Consider the following 15481-nt stretch of genomic DNA (forward strand, 5'->3'; position numbering starts at 1 on the left):
GGCCGGTCAGTGGTGCGGTCCCTTACGCGAGACCGGTCGAGACGTCAATGGTGTGACCCTCTTCGAGCGTCACGTAAGCTTTCTTGACATCGTTGCGGACCCCGGGACGGCCACGGAAGCGCTTGTTCTTGCCCTTGGTCACCACGGTGTTCACCGCCTTGACCTTCACGCCGAACAGAGCCTCGATCGCCGATTTGATCAGCGGCTTGGTGGCTTCGGCGGCAACCTCGAAGACGACCGCATTGGACTCGGACGCGAGGGTCGCCTTCTCGGTGATGACCGGGCGACGGATGATGTCGTACTGAGACGGCGTGGCGGTCATTTCAGGCGGGCCTCCAGGGCTTCGACGCCGGCGCGAGTGAGCACGAGCGTGTCACGGCGCAGGATGTCGTAGACGTTGGCGCCGATGGCCGGCAGCACGTCCAGGGTCTCGATGTTACGAGCGGCACGAGCGAAGTTGTCGTTCACCGCGGCGTCGATGACGAGGGCGCGCTTCCAGCCGAGCGATTCGACCTGCTTGGCCAGAACGCGGGTCTTGGCTTCCGGCAAATCCAGGTTCTCGACGACGACCAGTTCACCAGCGCGAGCCTTGGCCGAGAGCGCGTGCATCAGGCCGAGCTTGCGGAACTTCTTGGTGAGGTCATGCGCGTGGCTGCGGGGGGTCGGCCCCTTCACAACGCCGCCGTGACGGAAGATCGACGCCTTCTTGGAACCGTGGCGGGCACCGCCCGTCCCCTTCTGGCGATAGATCTTCTTGGTCGAGTAGCTGACCTCGGCCCGCGTCAGGGTCGAGTGGGTGCCCTGCTGGGCCTTGGCGCGCTGCCAGCGGACCATGCGGTGCAGGATGTCGGCGCGCGGCTCAAGGCCGAAGATCGCGTCATCGAGCTCAACGGGGCCAGCCGCTTCGCCGGCGAGGGTGATGGCGTTAGCCTGCATTGTTCTCGCCTCCTTCAGCGGCGGTGTCGTCGCCCGTGGGGGCAGCAGCAGCGGCAGCCTCGGCAGCTTCGATCGCAGCTTGTTCCGCTTCGGCCGCGGCGCGTGCGGCGGCTTCGGCTTCGGCGGCGGCCTGAGCGGCAGCTTCTTCGGCCAGGCGCTTGGCTTCACGTTCGGCGGAACGCAGCGCCGCCGGCAGGATGATGTTCTCGGGCTGCGGCTTCTTCACGGCGTCCTTGACCGTGACCCAGCCACCCTTGTTGCCCGGAACGGCGCCCTTCACCATGACGAGGCCACGGTCCGTGTCGATGCGGACGACCTGCAGGTTCTGGGTGGTGACACGGGTCGTGCCCATGTGACCAGCCATCTTCTTGCCTTTGAAGATCCGGCCGGGATCCTGGCACTGGCCGACAGAGCCGTGCGAGCGGTGAGACACCGACACGCCGTGGGAGGCCCGGAGGCCGCCGAAGTTGTGCCGCTTCATGACGCCCGCGAAGCCCTTACCAATCGACGTGCCGGACACGTCGACGAACTGGCCGGGGAAGTAGTGCGCCGCGATGATCTCTTCGCCCACGCCGATGAGGTTCGCGGGATCGACCCGGAACTCAACGATCTTGCGCTTGGGCTCGACATTCGCCTTGGCGAAGTGGCCGCGCATGGGCTGCGGAGTGTTCTTGGCCTTGGCGGCGCCGGCACCAAGTTGGACGGCCGTGTAGCCGTCCTTCTCGACCGTGCGCTGCGCGACGACCTGAACGTTGTCGAGTTGAAGAACGGTGACAGGGACCTGCTTGCCGTCTTCGAGGAACAGGCGGGTCATCCCCACCTTCTTGGCGATCACGCCCGAACGAAGCATGCTCAAAGCCTCCTCAGACCTTGATCTCGACGTCGACGCCGGCGGCGAGGTCGAGCTTCATCAGCGCGTCCACGGTCTGCGGGGTCGGGTCCACGATGTCCAGGAGCCGCTTGTGGGTGCGGATCTCAAACTGGTCGCGGGACTTCTTGTCGATGTGGGGGCCACGCAGCACCGTGAACTTCTCGATCTTGTTCGGAAGCGGGATGGGGCCGCGGACGTTGGCGCCGGTGCGCTTGGCGGTCGACACGATCTCGGCGGTGCTGGCATCCAGCACGCGGTAGTCGAACGCCTTCAGGCGAATGCGGATGGTCTGGCTCTGGGCGGCCATGGATCTGCCTTTCAAGGCTCAATAACGATCGAGAGGTGAACCGGCGGGATTGCCGGGCCACGTCGGACCGGTCGTCAGTAATGCTGAGGGCGCGCGTCTAGCGCGCGCCCTCAGCGAAGTCAACAGACTTAGGCGATGATCTTCGACACGACGCCGGCGCCGACGGTGCGGCCGCCTTCACGGATGGCGAAGCGCAGGCCGTCTTCCATGGCGATGGGGGCAATCAGTTCGACGTTGAACTTCAGGTTGTCGCCCGGCATCACCATCTCGGTGCCCTCGGGCAGCTGCACGGTGCCGGTGACGTCGGTGGTGCGGAAGTAGAACTGCGGCCGGTAGTTGGCGAAGAACGGCGTGTGCCGCCCGCCCTCTTCCTTGGTCAGGATGTAGGCCTCGGCCTCGAACTTGGTGTGCGGCTTGACCGAGCCCGGCTTGCAGAGCACCTGGCCCCGCTCCACGCCCTCGCGGTCGATCCCGCGCAGCAGCGCGCCGATGTTGTCGCCCGCCTCGCCGCGGTCCAGCAGCTTGCGGAACATCTCCACGCCCGTGCAGGTCGACTTGCGGGTGTCGCGGATGCCCACGATCTCCACCTCGTCGCCCACGTTGATCACGCCCCGCTCCACGCGGCCCGTCACCACCGTGCCCCGGCCCGAGATCGAGAACACGTCCTCGATGGGCATCAGGAAGGGCTGGTCCACCGCCCGCACCGGCGTCGGGATGTACTCGTCCACCGCCGCCATCAGCGCGCGGATCGAGTCCTCGCCGATCTCCTTGGACTCGCCGATCATCGCCTGGTGGGCCGAGCCCTTGATGATCGGGATGTCGTCGCCGGGGAACTCATAGGAGGACAGAAGCTCGCGCAGCTCCATCTCGACGAGCTCGATCAGCTCCTCGTCGTCCACCAGGTCGACCTTGTTCATGTACACGACCAGAGCGGGCACGCCCACCTGGCGGGCCAGCAGGATGTGCTCGCGCGTTTGCGGCATCGGGCCGTCGGAGGCCGCGCAGACCAGGATCGCGCCGTCCATCTGCGCCGCGCCCGTGATCATGTTCTTCACGTAGTCGGCGTGGCCGGGGCAGTCCACGTGCGCGTAGTGCCGGTTCGGCGTCTCGTACTCCACGTGCGCCGTCGAGATCGTGATCCCACGGGCCCGCTCCTCGGGCGCCGCGTCGATCTGGTCGTACGCCTTGAAGTCGCCGAAGTACCGCGTGATCGCCGCCGTCAGCGTCGTCTTGCCATGGTCCACGTGACCAATGGTCCCAATGTTCACGTGCGGTTTGTTCCGCTCGAACTTCGCCTTCGCCATGATGGCTTCTCCTGTGCGTGACTAGTTTGGCTGGCCGGGGCCCGCCGATATGGGATGGTGGGGCGCTTGTCTCAAGCGCCCCGCCCCGCCGTCAGGCGTACTTCTTCTGGATCTCTTGCGAGATGTTCTCAGGCACCGGCTCGTAATGGTCGAACTGCATCGTGAACTGCGCGCGGCCAGAGGACATCGAGCGCAGGTTGTTGATGTAGCCGAACATGTTCGCCAGAGGCACGAAGGCGTTGATGACGTTCGCGTTGCCGCGCGAGTCCTGTCCCTGCACCATGCCGCGGCGCGAGGTCAGGTCGCCGATGACACCACCCGTGTATTCCTCGGGAGTCACCACCTCGACCTTCATGATCGGCTCGAGCAGCTTGGCGCCCGCCTTCTTGAGGCCTTCACGCATGCACATGCGCGAGGCGATCTCGAAGGCGAGGACCGACGAGTCCACGTCGTGGAACTTGCCGTCGACCAGCGACACCTTGAAGTCGATCACCGGGAAGCCGGCGAGCGGACCCGAGTCCATCACGGACTTGATGCCCTTCTCCACGCCCGGGATGTACTCCTTGGGCACGGTGCCGCCGATGATCTTCGACTCGAACGAGAAGCCCTCGCCCGGCTCCGTCGGGTTGATCTCCAGCTTCACTTCCGCGAACTGGCCCGAGCCACCGGTCTGCTTCTTGTGCGTGTAGGTGTGCGTGACCGGATGCGAGATGGTCTCGCGGTAGGCCACCTGCGGCGCACCGATGTTCGCCTCGACCTTGAACTCGCGACGCATGCGGTCGACGAGGATGTCGAGGTGAAGCTCGCCCATGCCCTTCATGATGGTCTGGCCGGACTCGATGTCTGTCTCGACGCGGAAGGACGGGTCCTCGGCAGCCAGGCGAGCGAGGGCGGTCGCCATCTTCTCCTGGTCGGCCTTGGTCTTGGGCTCCACGGCGATCTCGATCACCGGCTCAGGGAAGGTCATGGTCTCGAGAACCACGGGTTCCTTCTCGGCGCAGAGCGTGTCGCCGGTGGTCGTGTCCTTGAGGCCGGCCAGCGCGATGATGTCGCCCGCGAAGGCTTCATCGATCTCTTCCCGGTTGATGGCGTGCATCATCATCATCCGGCCCACGCGCTCGCGCTTGCCTTTCGTGGAGTTCAGCATCGCGTCGCCCTTCTTGAGGACGCCGGAGTAGATCCGCGTAAAGGTGAGCGAGCCCACGAAGGGGTCGTTCATGATCTTGAACGCCAGCGCCGAGAAGGGCTGCTCGTCGTCGGCCGAACGGGCGATGTTCCGGGTTTCGGTCTCGTCGCCCGGCTTGAAGCCCATGTAGGCGGGGACGTCGAGCGGGGACGGCAGGAAGTCGATGACGCAGTTCAGCATGGGCTGGACGCCCTTGTTCTTGAAGGCCGAACCCGCGGTGACGGGGACGAACTTCATCGACAGGCAGCCCTTGCGGATGAGCTTGCGCAGCTCTTCGGCACCGGGCTCCTCGCCCTCAAGGTACCGCTCCATCGCGTCGTCGTCCATTTCGACGGCGAGTTCGACCATCTTGCCGCGCCACTCGTTGGCGAGCTCCTGGAGCTCGGCACGGATGGGCTGGCGGGTCCAGGACGCGCCGAGATCTTCGCCCTTCCAGGTCCACTCTTCCATCGTGACGAGGTCGATGATGCCCTCGAGCTTGTCCTCGGCCCCGATCGGAAGCGCGACGGGGCACGGGGTCGCCCCCGTGCGGTCCTTGATCATGCGGACACAGTTGAAGAAGTCCGCGCCGATCTTGTCCATCTTGTTGACGAACACGATCCGGGGGACCTCGTACCGGTCAGCCTGGCGCCAGACGGTCTCGGTCTGCGGCTCGACGCCGGCGTTGGCATCGAGGAGGCAGACGGCGCCGTCGAGCACGGCCAGCGAACGCTCAACTTCGATGGTGAAGTCGACGTGGCCGGGCGTGTCGATGATGTTGAAGCGGTGCTTCTCGCCGATGTGCTCACCGGGGTTCTCGGTGCGCTCCCAGAAGGTGGTCGTCGCTGCCGAGGTGATGGTGATCCCGCGTTCCTGCTCCTGCTCCATCCAGTCCATGGTGGCGGCGCCGTCATGGACTTCGCCGATCTTGTGGGACTTGCCGGTGTAGTAGAGGATCCGCTCGGTCGTGGTGGTCTTGCCGGCGTCGATATGCGCCATGATACCGAAGTTACGGTACAGGCGCAGAGGATATTCGCGTGCCATGGGGGGCCCTTACCAGCGGTAGTGGCTGAACGCCTTGTTGGCGTCGGCCATCTTGTGGGTGTCCTCGCGCTTCTTCACCGCGCTGCCGCGATTGTTCATCGCGTCCAGAAGCTCGCCGGCGAGGCGCTCTTCCATGGTGTTCTCGTTGCGCTTCTTGGACGCGTCGATGAGCCAGCGGATGGCCAGAGCCTCGCGGCGCTCGGGGCGCACCTCCACGGGGACCTGGTAGGTCGCGCCGCCGACGCGGCGGGAACGGACTTCGACCGCCGGCTTGATGTTGTCCAGCGCCTCGTGGAACACTTCCACGGGCTCGCGGCGGACGCGGCCCTGAACGCGCTCGAAGGCGTTGTAGACGATGGTCTCGGCGACGGACTTCTTGCCGTCGACCATCAGGTTGTTCATGAACTTGGAAACGACCCGATCGCCGTACTTGGCATCGGGCAGGACTTCGCGCTTCTCGGCGGCGTGGCGACGGGACATTCTCTAGATCCTCACTTCGGACGCTTGGCGCCGTAGAGCGAACGGCGCTGCTTGCGGTTCTTCACGCCTTGCGTGTCGAGCACGCCGCGCAGGATGTGGTAACGCACGCCCGGAAGGTCCTTGACCCGGCCGCCGCGGATGAGCACGACAGAGTGCTCTTGCAGGTTGTGGCCTTCGCCGGGGATGTACGAGATCACCTCGAAGGAGTTGGTCAGCCGCACCTTGGCGACCTTCCGCATGGCCGAGTTCGGCTTCTTCGGGGTGGTGGTGTAGACGCGCGTGCAGACGCCGCGCTTCTGGGGGCAGCCCCCGAGGTGCTGCGACTTGGATTTGTTCACTTGGCGCTGCCGGGGCTTCCGGATCAGCTGCTGAATCGTCGGCATTGGGCTCTTTCCCGTTTCCTACCGTTTTGTGCCGCGGGCCCGAAGGGCTCCGCCGTCGATGAAGCCCCACGGCACGCGTGAAGCACAAAAAGCCCGCCCAGTTCACGCTACCTGCAGAACGGGGCGGTGGGTCTTCAGAGGATCGGGGCGTTGCCGGCCCGGATCGTGACCACGACAAATTTTGGCACTCGGACTCAGGGCAGACGTCTCCCTTGGCCGAGGTGCGGGGGACATATGGGAATCCCGCCTGGGTGTCAACACCGCCCACGGTGACGTCAGGTCGCAGGCCCCTGCGGGCCAGGCGCGCCATCGTGGTCGGGAAGCGAAAAGGCCCCCGCGCCGGGGGGCCTTTCCGTTGGCAGAGCCTGTCGGCTCGGCTCAGTCCTCGGTCGTGACGTCGCCCAGGTCGGCCGGGCTCGGTGCCGCGAGCGCGACGGCAGCGGTGGCTTCATCGCGCCGCTGCTCGATCACGGCATGGTCGCGATCCGTTGCGATCTTGCGGATACGCGAGGTGGCGCCACCGGTGCCGGCCGGGATGAGCCGGCCGACGATGACGTTCTCCTTGAGACCGACGAGCTTGTCGACCTTGCCCTGGACCGCCGCCTCGGTGAGGACGCGGGTGGTCTCCTGGAACGACGCCGCCGAGATGAAGCTGCGGGTCTGCAGCGACGCCTTGGTGATGCCGAGCAGGATGGGCTCGCCCTGCGCCGGACGTCCGCCCCGCGCGATGGCCTTGTCGTTCGCCTCGTCGAACTCGGACTTGTCGACCGTTTCGCCCTTGAGGAGCGTCGTGTCGCCCGAGTCCGAGATCTCCCACTTCTGGAGCATCTGCCGGACGATGACCTCGATGTGCTTGTCGTTGATCTTCACGCCTTGCAGACGATAGACCTCCTGCACCTCGTCGATCATGTACTCGGCCAGAGCCTCGACGCCCATGATCGCCAGGATGTCGTGCGGGGCGGGGTTGCCGTCCATCACGAAATCCCCCTTCTGGATGAAGTCACCTTCCTGGACGGGAATGTGCTTGCCCTTCGGGATCATGTACTCGCGCTTTTCCTGCTTCTCGTCGATGGGCTCGATCGTGATGCGGCGCTTGTTCTTGTAGTCCTTGCCGAAGCGGACGTAGCCGTCGATCTCGGCGATGATGGCGTGGTCCTTCGGGCGACGTGCTTCGAAGAGCTCGGCCACCCGCGGCAGACCCCCGGTGATGTCCTTGGTCCGGGCGCCTTCGCGCGGGATGCGCGCGACGACGTCGCCGGCCTGGATCTGCTGCCCGTCCTCGATGGACAGGACCGCGTCCACGGACATCGGATAGGACACGGGGTTGCCCGCGTCGTTCCGCACCGGCTGGCCGTCCTCATCGACGATGATGATCTCGGGCTTGAGATCGCCACCCTTCGGCACCGAGCGCCAGTCGGACACGATGCGCTGGGTCATGCCCGTCGCTTCGTCGGTGTCCTCCCGGACCGAGATGCCGCTCACCAGGTCGACGTAGCGGGCCACGCCACCCTTCTCGGCGATGATCGGCAGGGTGTAGGGGTCCCATTCGAAGAGCTTGGTGCCCCGCTCGACCCGCTGGCCGTCCTTGACGAAGACCTTGGTCCCGTAGCCGACCTTGTGCTGCGCCCGCTCCTCGCCCTGGTCGTCGACGATCGCCACGACCATGTTCCGGCCCATGACGATCTGATCGCCCGAGGCGTTGACCAGGATGTTGGCGTTCCGGAACTGGATGGTCCCGGTCTGGCTCGCCTCGAGGAAGGACTGCTGCCCGCCCTGCGCCACGCCCCCGATGTGGAACGTCCGCATGGTGAGCTGGGTTCCCGGCTCGCCGATCGACTGGGCGGCGATGATCCCCACGGCTTCGCCGATGTTGACCATCGTGCCGCGCGCCAGGTCGCGCCCGTAGCACATCGCGCAAACCCCGTCGTCGCTTTCGCAGGTCAGGGGCGAACGGATGCGCATGCGCGCGATGCCGGCCGTCTCGATCATGTCGGACTTCCGCTCGTCGATGAGCTCGCCCGCGCGGACCAGCACCTCGTCCGTGCCGGGACGCAGGACGTCGTCGGCTGCGACGCGGCCCAGAACCCGCTCGGCCAGCGAGGACACGACCTCGCCGTCGTTGACCGCCGCGGTCGCGGTGATCGCGCGGTCGGTCCCGCAGTCGTTGATCCGGATGATGCAGTCCTGCGCCACGTCCACGAGGCGGCGGGTCAGGTAACCCGAGTTCGCCGTCTTGAGCGCGGTGTCCGACAGACCCTTCCGGGCCCCGTGGGTCGAGTTGAAGTACTCGAGCACCGTGAGGCCTTCCTTGAAGTTCGAGATGATCGGCGTCTCGATGATCTCGCCCGAGGGCTTGGACATCAGGCCGCGCATCCCGCCCAGCTGCTTCATCTGCGTGACGGAACCCCGGGCGCCGGAGTGGGCCATCATGTAGACCGAGTTCGGCTCCTTCGCCCGGCCGTTCTCATCCTTCTGGACGGCCGAGATGGTCTCCATCATGGCGGCGGTGACCCGGTCGTTGCACTTCGACCAGGCGTCCACGACCTTGTTGTACTTTTCGCCCTGAGTGATCAGGCCGTCCATGTACTGCTGCTCGAAGTCCTTGACCTGCTCGCGGGTCTCCTCGACGAGCTTCCACTTGGCTTCGGGCACGACCATGTCGTCCTTGCCGAAGGAGATCCCGGCCCGGAACGCTTCCTTGAAGCCCGCGCCCATGATCTGGTCGCAGAAGATGACCGACTCCTTCTGGCCGCAGTAGCGGTAGACGGTGTCGATGACCTGCTGGACTTCCTTCTTCCGCAGCAGCCGGTTCACGAGGGAGAACGGCGCCTTGGCGTTCAGCGGCAGGAGGTTGCCCAGACGCAGCCGGCCGGGCGTGGTCTCGACGCGCTGCCAGACCTCGTTGCCGGTCTCGTCGATCTGCTTGATCCGCGCGGTGATCTTGGCGTGCAGGTGCACGGCCCCGGCGGTCAGCGCCTGCTCCACCTCGTCGATGTCGCGGAAGGTCATGCCTTCGCCCGGCATGCCCTCGCGCTCGATGGTGGTGTAGTAGAGGCCGAGCACCATGTCCTGCGACGGCACGATGATCGGGCTGCCGTTCGCGGGCGACAGCACGTTGTTCGTGGACATCATGAGGACGCGCGCCTCGAGCTGGGCTTCCAGCGAGAGGGGGACGTGAACGGCCATCTGGTCGCCGTCGAAGTCGGCGTTGAACGCCGAGCACACGAGGGGGTGCAGCTGGATCGCCTTGCCTTCGATCAGGATCGGCTCGAAGGCCTGGATGCCCAGGCGGTGCAGCGTCGGCGCGCGGTTGAGCAGAACCGGGTGCTCGCGGATGACTTCATCCAGGATGTCCCAGACCTCGGGACGTTCCTTCTCCACGAGCTTCTTGGCCTGCTTGACGGTGCTGGACAGCCCCTTGGCCTCGAGCCGCGAGTAGATGAACGGCTTGAAAAGCTCGAGCGCCATCTTCTTGGGCAGGCCGCACTGGTGCAGCTTGAGCTCGGGGCCGGTCACGATGACCGAACGGCCCGAGAAGTCCACGCGCTTGCCGAGCAGGTTCTGGCGGAACCGGCCCTGCTTGCCCTTGAGCATGTCGGACAGCGACTTCAGCGGACGCTTGTTGGCGCCGGTGATGACGCGGCCGCGACGGCCGTTGTCGAAGAGGGCGTCCACCGACTCCTGGAGCATCCGCTTCTCGTTCCGGACGATGATGTCCGGCGCGCGCAGCTCGATCAGCCGCTTGAGGCGGTTGTTCCGGTTGATGACCCGGCGGTAGAGGTCGTTCAGGTCGGACGTCGCGAAGCGACCCCCGTCGAGCGGCACCAGCGGGCGCAACTCGGGCGGGATGACCGGGATCACGGTCATGATCATCCACTCGGGCCGGTTGCCCGACTCGAGGAACGACTCGACGATCTTGAGCCGCTTGATGATCTTCTTGGGCTTCAGCTCGCCGGTGGCTTCCTTCAGCTCCTCACGCAGACGCTCGGCCTCGCCCTCGAGGTCGATGGCGGCCAGCATCTCGCGGATGGCTTCGGCGCCGATGTTCGCCTGGAAGGCGTCGGCCCCGTACTGGTCCTGCGCGTCGAGGAACTGCTCCTCGGTCAGCAGCTGGTTCTGCTGGAGGTCGGTCAGGCCCGGCTCGATGACGACGTACTGTTCGAAGTAGAGGATGCGTTCGAGGTCACGGAGCGTCATGTCCAGCATCAGGCCGATCCGGGACGGGAGCGACTTGAGGAACCAGATATGCGCGACCGGGGCGGCGAGCTCGATATGGCCCATCCGCTCGCGGCGGACCTTCTGGAGCGTCACTTCCACGCCGCACTTCTCGCAGACGACGCCGCGATACTTCATGCGCTTGTACTTGCCGCAGAGGCACTCGTAATCCTTGATCGGCCCGAAGATGCGCGCGCAGAACAGGCCGTCACGTTCCGGCTTGAACGTGCGGTAGTTGATGGTTTCCGGCTTTTTGATCTCGCCGAAGGACCAGGACAGGATGCGTTCGGGCGAGGCCAGCGACACGCGGATCTCGTCGAAGGTCTTGGCGGGGGTCAGGGGGTTGAACGGGTTGTTCGTCAGTTCCTGGTTCATCTCATGCCCTTCCGAGGGTCAACGGAGGTGGGGAGGCGGACGGCCCCCCGCAAGGGGCCGTCCCGAAGCCGTGAGGAGGATTACTCCTCTGCCTCCGCGTCCATCAGCTCCATGTTGAGGCCGAGGCCCCTGACTTCCTTGACGAGAACGTTGAACGATTCCGGCACGCCGGCCTCGAAGTTGTCCTCGCCCTTGACGATCGACTCGTAGACCTTGGTCCGGCCCGCCACGTCGTCCGACTTCACCGTCAGCATCTCCTGCAGGGTGTAGGCGGCGCCGTAGGCTTCGAGGGCCCAGACCTCCATCTCCCCGAAGCGCTGGCCGCCGAACTGCGCCTTGCCGCCCAGCGGTTGCTGGGTGACGAGCGAGTACGGGCCGGTCGAACGCGCGTGGATCTTGTCGTCCACGAGGTGGTGCAGCTTGAGCAGGTACTTCACGCCGACCGTGACCTTGCGCTGGAACTGCTCGCCCGTGCGGCCGTCGAACAGCACCGACTGCCCCGAGGTGTCGAAGCCCGCCCGCACCAGCGCATCGTCCACGTCGCCTTCCTTGGCGCCATCGAAGACCGGCGTGGCGATCGGGACGCCCTTGGCGACGACCTCGGCGGTGGCCACGATCTGCTGCTCGTCCATCTCGGCGAGAGCTTCCTCGTAGGCCTCCTCACCGTAGGCGATGCGCATGGCTTCGCGAACCGGCGTGAGGTCGCCCGAGCGGCGGTAGTCGTGCAGGGCGTCGTCGATCTGGATCCCCAGGCCACGCGAAGCCCAGCCCATGTGCGTCTCGAGGATCTGACCCACGTTCATCCGCGACGGCACGCCGAGCGGGTTGAGGCAGAAGTCCACGGGCGTGCCGTCCGCCAGGAACGGCATGTCCTCGATCGGCACGACGCGCGAGATGACGCCCTTGTTGCCGTGACGACCGGCCATCTTGTCGCCGGGCTGAAGCTTGCGCTTCACGGCCACGAAGACCTTGACCATCTTCATCACGCCGGGGGGCAGGTCGTCGCCGCGACGGACCTTCTCGACCTTGTCCTCGAAGCGGGCGTCGAGCGTGCGCTTCTGCACCTCGTACTGCTCGTTCAGGGCTTCGACGATCTTGGCATCGGCCTCGTCCGCCAGGGCGAACTGCCACCACGCGCCGCGCCCGATCTCGGACAGCGACTCTTCGGTGACGATCGAGTTGGCCTTGAAGCCGCGCGGCCCCTTCACGGCGGTCTTGCCGAGGAGGACGCCACGCAGGCGGGCGTAGATGTTGCGATCGAGGATGGCGAGCTCGTCGTCCCGGTCACGGGCCAGGCGCTCGACTTCCTCGCGCTCGATCTGCAGCGCACGCTCGTCCTTGTCGACGCCGTGGCGGTTGAACACCCGCACCTCGACCACCGTCCCGAAGTCGCCGGGCGGCAGGCGAAGCGAGGTGTCGCGCACGTCGGACGCTTTTTCCCCGAAGATGGCCCGGAGGAGCTTTTCCTCGGGCGTCATCGGGCTTTCGCCCTTGGGCGTGATCTTGCCCACGAGGATGTCGCCCGGCCCCACTTCGGCGCCGATGTAGACGATCCCCGCCTCGTCAAGGTTGCGGAGCGCCTCTTCACCCACGTTCGGGATGTCCCGCGTGATCTCCTCGGGCCCGAGCTTGGTGTCACGGGCGGCGACCTCGAACTCCTCGATGTGGATCGAGGTGAAGACGTCGTCCTGGACGATCCGTTCGGAGATGAGGATGGAGTCCTCGTAGTTGTAGCCGTTCCAGGGCATGAACGCGACGACGACGTTCTTGCCGAGCGCCAGTTCCCCCATATCGGTGGACGGGCCGTCGGCGATGACCTCGCCACGCGCGACCCGGTCACCCACCTTCACCAGCGGACGCTGGTTGATGCAGGTGTTCTGGTTCGAGCGCTGGAACTTGCGCATCCGGTAGATGTCGACCCCGGCGTCGCCGAGTTCGAGATCCTCGGTCGCGCGCACCACGATGCGGGTCGCGTCCACCTGGTCGATGATCCCGCCGCGACGGGCCATGATGGCCGCCCCGGAGTCGCGGGCCACGACCTCCTCGATGCCGGTGCCCACGAGCGGAGCCTCGGCCTGCAGGAGCGGCACGGCCTGCCGCTGCATGTTCGAGCCCATGAGCGCGCGGTTCGCGTCGTCGTTCTCGAGGAACGGGATCAGCGAGGCGGCCACGGACACGAGCTGCTTGGGCGACACGTCGATCAGGTCCACCTGCTCGCGGGGCGCGAGGGTGTAGTCACCCGACTGGCGAGTGTTGACCAGCTCGTTGGCGAAGCCGCCATCCTCGGTGAGGTTGGCGTTCGCCTGGGCGACGATGTGGCGCATCTCCTCGGTCGCCGACATGTACTGCACGTCGTCGGTGACCTTGCCGTCCACCACCTTGCGGTAGGGGGTCTCGATGAAGCCGTACTTGTTCACGCGGGCGTAGGTGGCCAGCGAGTTGATCAGGCCGATGTTCGGACCTTCCGGCGTTTCGATCGGGCACATCCGGCCGTAATGGGTCGGGTGAACGTCGCGCACCTCGAAGCCCGCGCGTTCCCGCGTCAGGCCGCCCGGCCCGAGCGCCGAGAGACGCCGCTTGTGCGTGACCTCGGAGAGCGGGTTGGTCTGGTCCATGAACTGCGACAGCTGCGAGGAGCCGAAGAACTCCCGCACCGCAGCAGCGGCGGGCTTCGCGTTGATCAGGTTCTGCGGCATCTCGGTGTCGATGTCGACGGACGACATGCGTTCCTTGATCGCGCGCTCCATGCGAAGCAGGCCGACGCGGTACTGGTTCTCCATGAGCTCGCCGACCGAACGCACCCGGCGGTTGCCGAGGTGGTCGATGTCGTCGATCTCGCCCTTGCCGTCGCGCAGCTCCACCAGCGCCTTGATGCAGGCGATGATGTCGTCGCGGTCGAGCGTGCGCTGGGTGTCCGGCTTCTGGAGGTCCAGGCGCATGTTCATCTTCACGCGGCCGACGGCGGAAAGGTCGTACCGCTCCTTGTCGAAGAACAGCGTGTCGAAGAGCGCGGAGGCCGCCTCGACGGTCGGCGGCTCGCCGGGGCGCATGACGCGGTAGATGTCCATGAGCGCGGTGTCGCGGCCCAGGTTCTTGTCCGACGCCATGGTGTTGCGGATGTACGGGCCGACATTGATGTTGTCGATGTCGAGCACGGGGATCGTGGTCAGGCCCGCGTCAAGAAGCGCCTTCACGGTCCCGCCGATGATCTCGCCGTCGCGGTCCACCTCGAGGGTCAGTTCGTCGCCGGCTTCCACGTAGATGGCGCCGGTTTCCTCGTTGATGATGTCCTGCGCGACGTAGCGGCCCTGGATGCTCTTGAACGGCACGAGCAGCTCGGTGACCTTGCCCTCGTCCTGGAGCTTCTTGACCATGCGCGGGGTGACCTTGTCACCGGCCTTGGCGATGACCTCGCCGGTGGCGGCGTCGATCAGGTCGTAGGTCGGCCGGGTGCCGCGGACACGCTCGGGGAAGAAGCGGGTGACCCACTGGCGGGTCCGCGGCTCCAGCTTGAAGTCCACCGTGTTGTAATAGGCGGACATGATCGCCTCCTGATCCATGCCGAGGGCATAGAGCAGGGTCGTCACCGGCAGCTTGCGGCGGCGGTCGATGCGCGCGAACACGAGATCCTTGGCGTCGAACTCGAAGTCGAGCCAGGAGCCGCGGTAGGGGATGATCCGGCAGGCGAACAGCAGCTTGCCCGACGAGTGGGTCTTACCCTTGTCATGGTCGAAGAACACGCCGGGGGACCGGTGCATCTGGGACACGATGACCCGCTCGGTGCCGTTCACGATGAACGTCCCGTTCGGGGTCATGAGGGGCATGTCCCCCATGAACACTTCCTGGTCCTTGAAGTTCTTGACGGTCTTGGCGCCGGTGATCTCGTCCACTTCGTAGACGATGAGGCGCAGCGTGACCTTGAGCGGCGCGGCATAGGTCATGTCGCGGGCCTGGCATTCGTCGACGTCGTACTTGGGCTTTTCCAGCTCGTACTTGACGAACTCCAGGCGGGCGGTGCCGTTGAAGTCCTCAATCGGGAAGACGGACTGGAAGACGCCCTGGATGCCCTCGCCGTCGTTCGGCTTGTCGCCGTCGCCGGACTTCAGGAACAGGTCGTAGGAGGATTTCTGAACCTCGATGAGGTTCGGCATCTCCAGCACTTCACGGATCTTGCCGTAATACTTGCGGAGGCGCTTCTGGCCGCGGACGGACTGGGGCATGGGCGTCGTCACCTATGGTCTCTGCGAGGGAGGCTCCGCCGGGGGCGCGGGGCCTCGCTCTGTGAGAGCGGACTGTCGGAGGTCCATCCGATGCCGCCTTCCCAAGGGCGACATCACGACCCGTTCGACCGGTCCAAAAGGCGGGTCCCTCAGGACCGGCCTTTAAGACGGGTCAGGCTGG

Annotated in this window: 10 protein-coding genes; all 10 read right to left on the reverse strand. The window is 65.8% G+C overall.

All coding sequences use genetic code 11. The features are described from left to right. Positions 1–22: 22 nt before the first annotated feature. A complete protein-coding gene (locus J3P31_RS13975) occupies positions 23–322 on the reverse strand; it encodes a 50S ribosomal protein L23 (RefSeq protein WP_210529096.1) in 300 nt (99 codons plus the stop codon). Then, positions 319–936: a 50S ribosomal protein L4 gene (gene rplD, locus J3P31_RS13980; RefSeq protein ID WP_210529097.1), complete on the reverse strand. Its 618-nt coding sequence runs from the start codon at positions 934–936 to the stop codon at positions 319–321. Before rplD ends, J3P31_RS13975 begins: the two co-directional genes overlap by 4 nt. After that, a complete protein-coding gene (gene rplC, locus J3P31_RS13985; protein ID WP_210529098.1) occupies positions 926–1786 on the reverse strand; it encodes a 50S ribosomal protein L3 in 861 nt (286 codons plus the stop codon). Before rplC ends, rplD begins: the two co-directional genes overlap by 11 nt. A 13-nt stretch (positions 1787–1799) precedes the next feature. Next, entirely contained in the window at positions 1800–2114 is a 315-nt protein-coding gene (rpsJ, locus tag J3P31_RS13990) for a 30S ribosomal protein S10 (protein ID WP_139083083.1), read from the reverse strand. A 128-nt stretch (positions 2115–2242) separates the two neighbouring features. Continuing rightward, a complete protein-coding gene (tuf, locus tag J3P31_RS13995) occupies positions 2243–3418 on the reverse strand; it encodes an elongation factor Tu (RefSeq protein WP_210529099.1) in 1176 nt (391 codons plus the stop codon). A gap of 91 nt (positions 3419–3509) precedes the next feature. After that, positions 3510–5627: an elongation factor G gene (gene fusA, locus J3P31_RS14000; RefSeq protein WP_210529100.1), complete on the reverse strand. Its 2118-nt coding sequence runs from the start codon at positions 5625–5627 to the stop codon at positions 3510–3512. A 9-nt stretch (positions 5628–5636) separates the two neighbouring features. After that, positions 5637–6107 carry a 30S ribosomal protein S7 gene (gene rpsG, locus J3P31_RS14005; protein ID WP_210529101.1) on the reverse strand — a complete coding sequence of 157 codons (471 nt, stop codon included), beginning with the start codon at positions 6105–6107 and terminating at the stop codon, positions 5637–5639. An 11-nt stretch (positions 6108–6118) separates the two neighbouring features. Beyond that, positions 6119–6490 carry a 30S ribosomal protein S12 gene (rpsL, locus tag J3P31_RS14010; RefSeq protein WP_209841671.1) on the reverse strand — a complete coding sequence of 124 codons (372 nt, stop codon included), beginning with the start codon at positions 6488–6490 and terminating at the stop codon, positions 6119–6121. Between the two features lie 378 nt (positions 6491–6868). Further along, positions 6869–11080 (reverse strand): DNA-directed RNA polymerase subunit beta', encoded by a 4212-nt coding sequence (rpoC, locus tag J3P31_RS14015; protein ID WP_210529102.1) that lies wholly within the window; start codon positions 11078–11080, stop codon positions 6869–6871. Between the two features lie 80 nt (positions 11081–11160). After that, positions 11161–15300, reverse strand: coding sequence for a DNA-directed RNA polymerase subunit beta (rpoB, locus tag J3P31_RS14020; protein ID WP_210529103.1), 4140 nt, complete (start codon positions 15298–15300; stop codon positions 11161–11163). Between the last annotated feature and the right edge of the window lie 181 nt (positions 15301–15481).

The organism is Rubellimicrobium arenae, assembly GCF_017916275.1.
Lineage (GTDB): Bacteria > Pseudomonadota > Alphaproteobacteria > Rhodobacterales > Rhodobacteraceae > Rubellimicrobium > Rubellimicrobium arenae.

What these genes read in the sequence shown, in the direction of transcription:
- J3P31_RS13975 (WP_210529096.1), bottom strand. Translation starts at nt 322, where the DNA reads ATGACCGCCACGCCGTCTCAGTACGACATCATCCGTCGCCCGGTCATC.
- rplD (WP_210529097.1), bottom strand. Translation starts at nt 936, where the DNA reads ATGCAGGCTAACGCCATCACCCTCGCCGGCGAAGCGGCTGGCCCCGTT.
- rplC (WP_210529098.1), bottom strand. Translation starts at nt 1,786, where the DNA reads ATGCTTCGTTCGGGCGTGATCGCCAAGAAGGTGGGGATGACCCGCCTG.
- rpsJ (WP_139083083.1), bottom strand. Translation starts at nt 2,114, where the DNA reads ATGGCCGCCCAGAGCCAGACCATCCGCATTCGCCTGAAGGCGTTCGAC.
- tuf (WP_210529099.1), bottom strand. Translation starts at nt 3,418, where the DNA reads ATGGCGAAGGCGAAGTTCGAGCGGAACAAACCGCACGTGAACATTGGG.
- fusA (WP_210529100.1), bottom strand. Translation starts at nt 5,627, where the DNA reads ATGGCACGCGAATATCCTCTGCGCCTGTACCGTAACTTCGGTATCATG.
- rpsG (WP_210529101.1), bottom strand. Translation starts at nt 6,107, where the DNA reads ATGTCCCGTCGCCACGCCGCCGAGAAGCGCGAAGTCCTGCCCGATGCC.
- rpsL (WP_209841671.1), bottom strand. Translation starts at nt 6,490, where the DNA reads ATGCCGACGATTCAGCAGCTGATCCGGAAGCCCCGGCAGCGCCAAGTG.
- rpoC (WP_210529102.1), bottom strand. Translation starts at nt 11,080, where the DNA reads ATGAACCAGGAACTGACGAACAACCCGTTCAACCCCCTGACCCCCGCC.
- rpoB (WP_210529103.1), bottom strand. Translation starts at nt 15,300, where the DNA reads ATGCCCCAGTCCGTCCGCGGCCAGAAGCGCCTCCGCAAGTATTACGGC.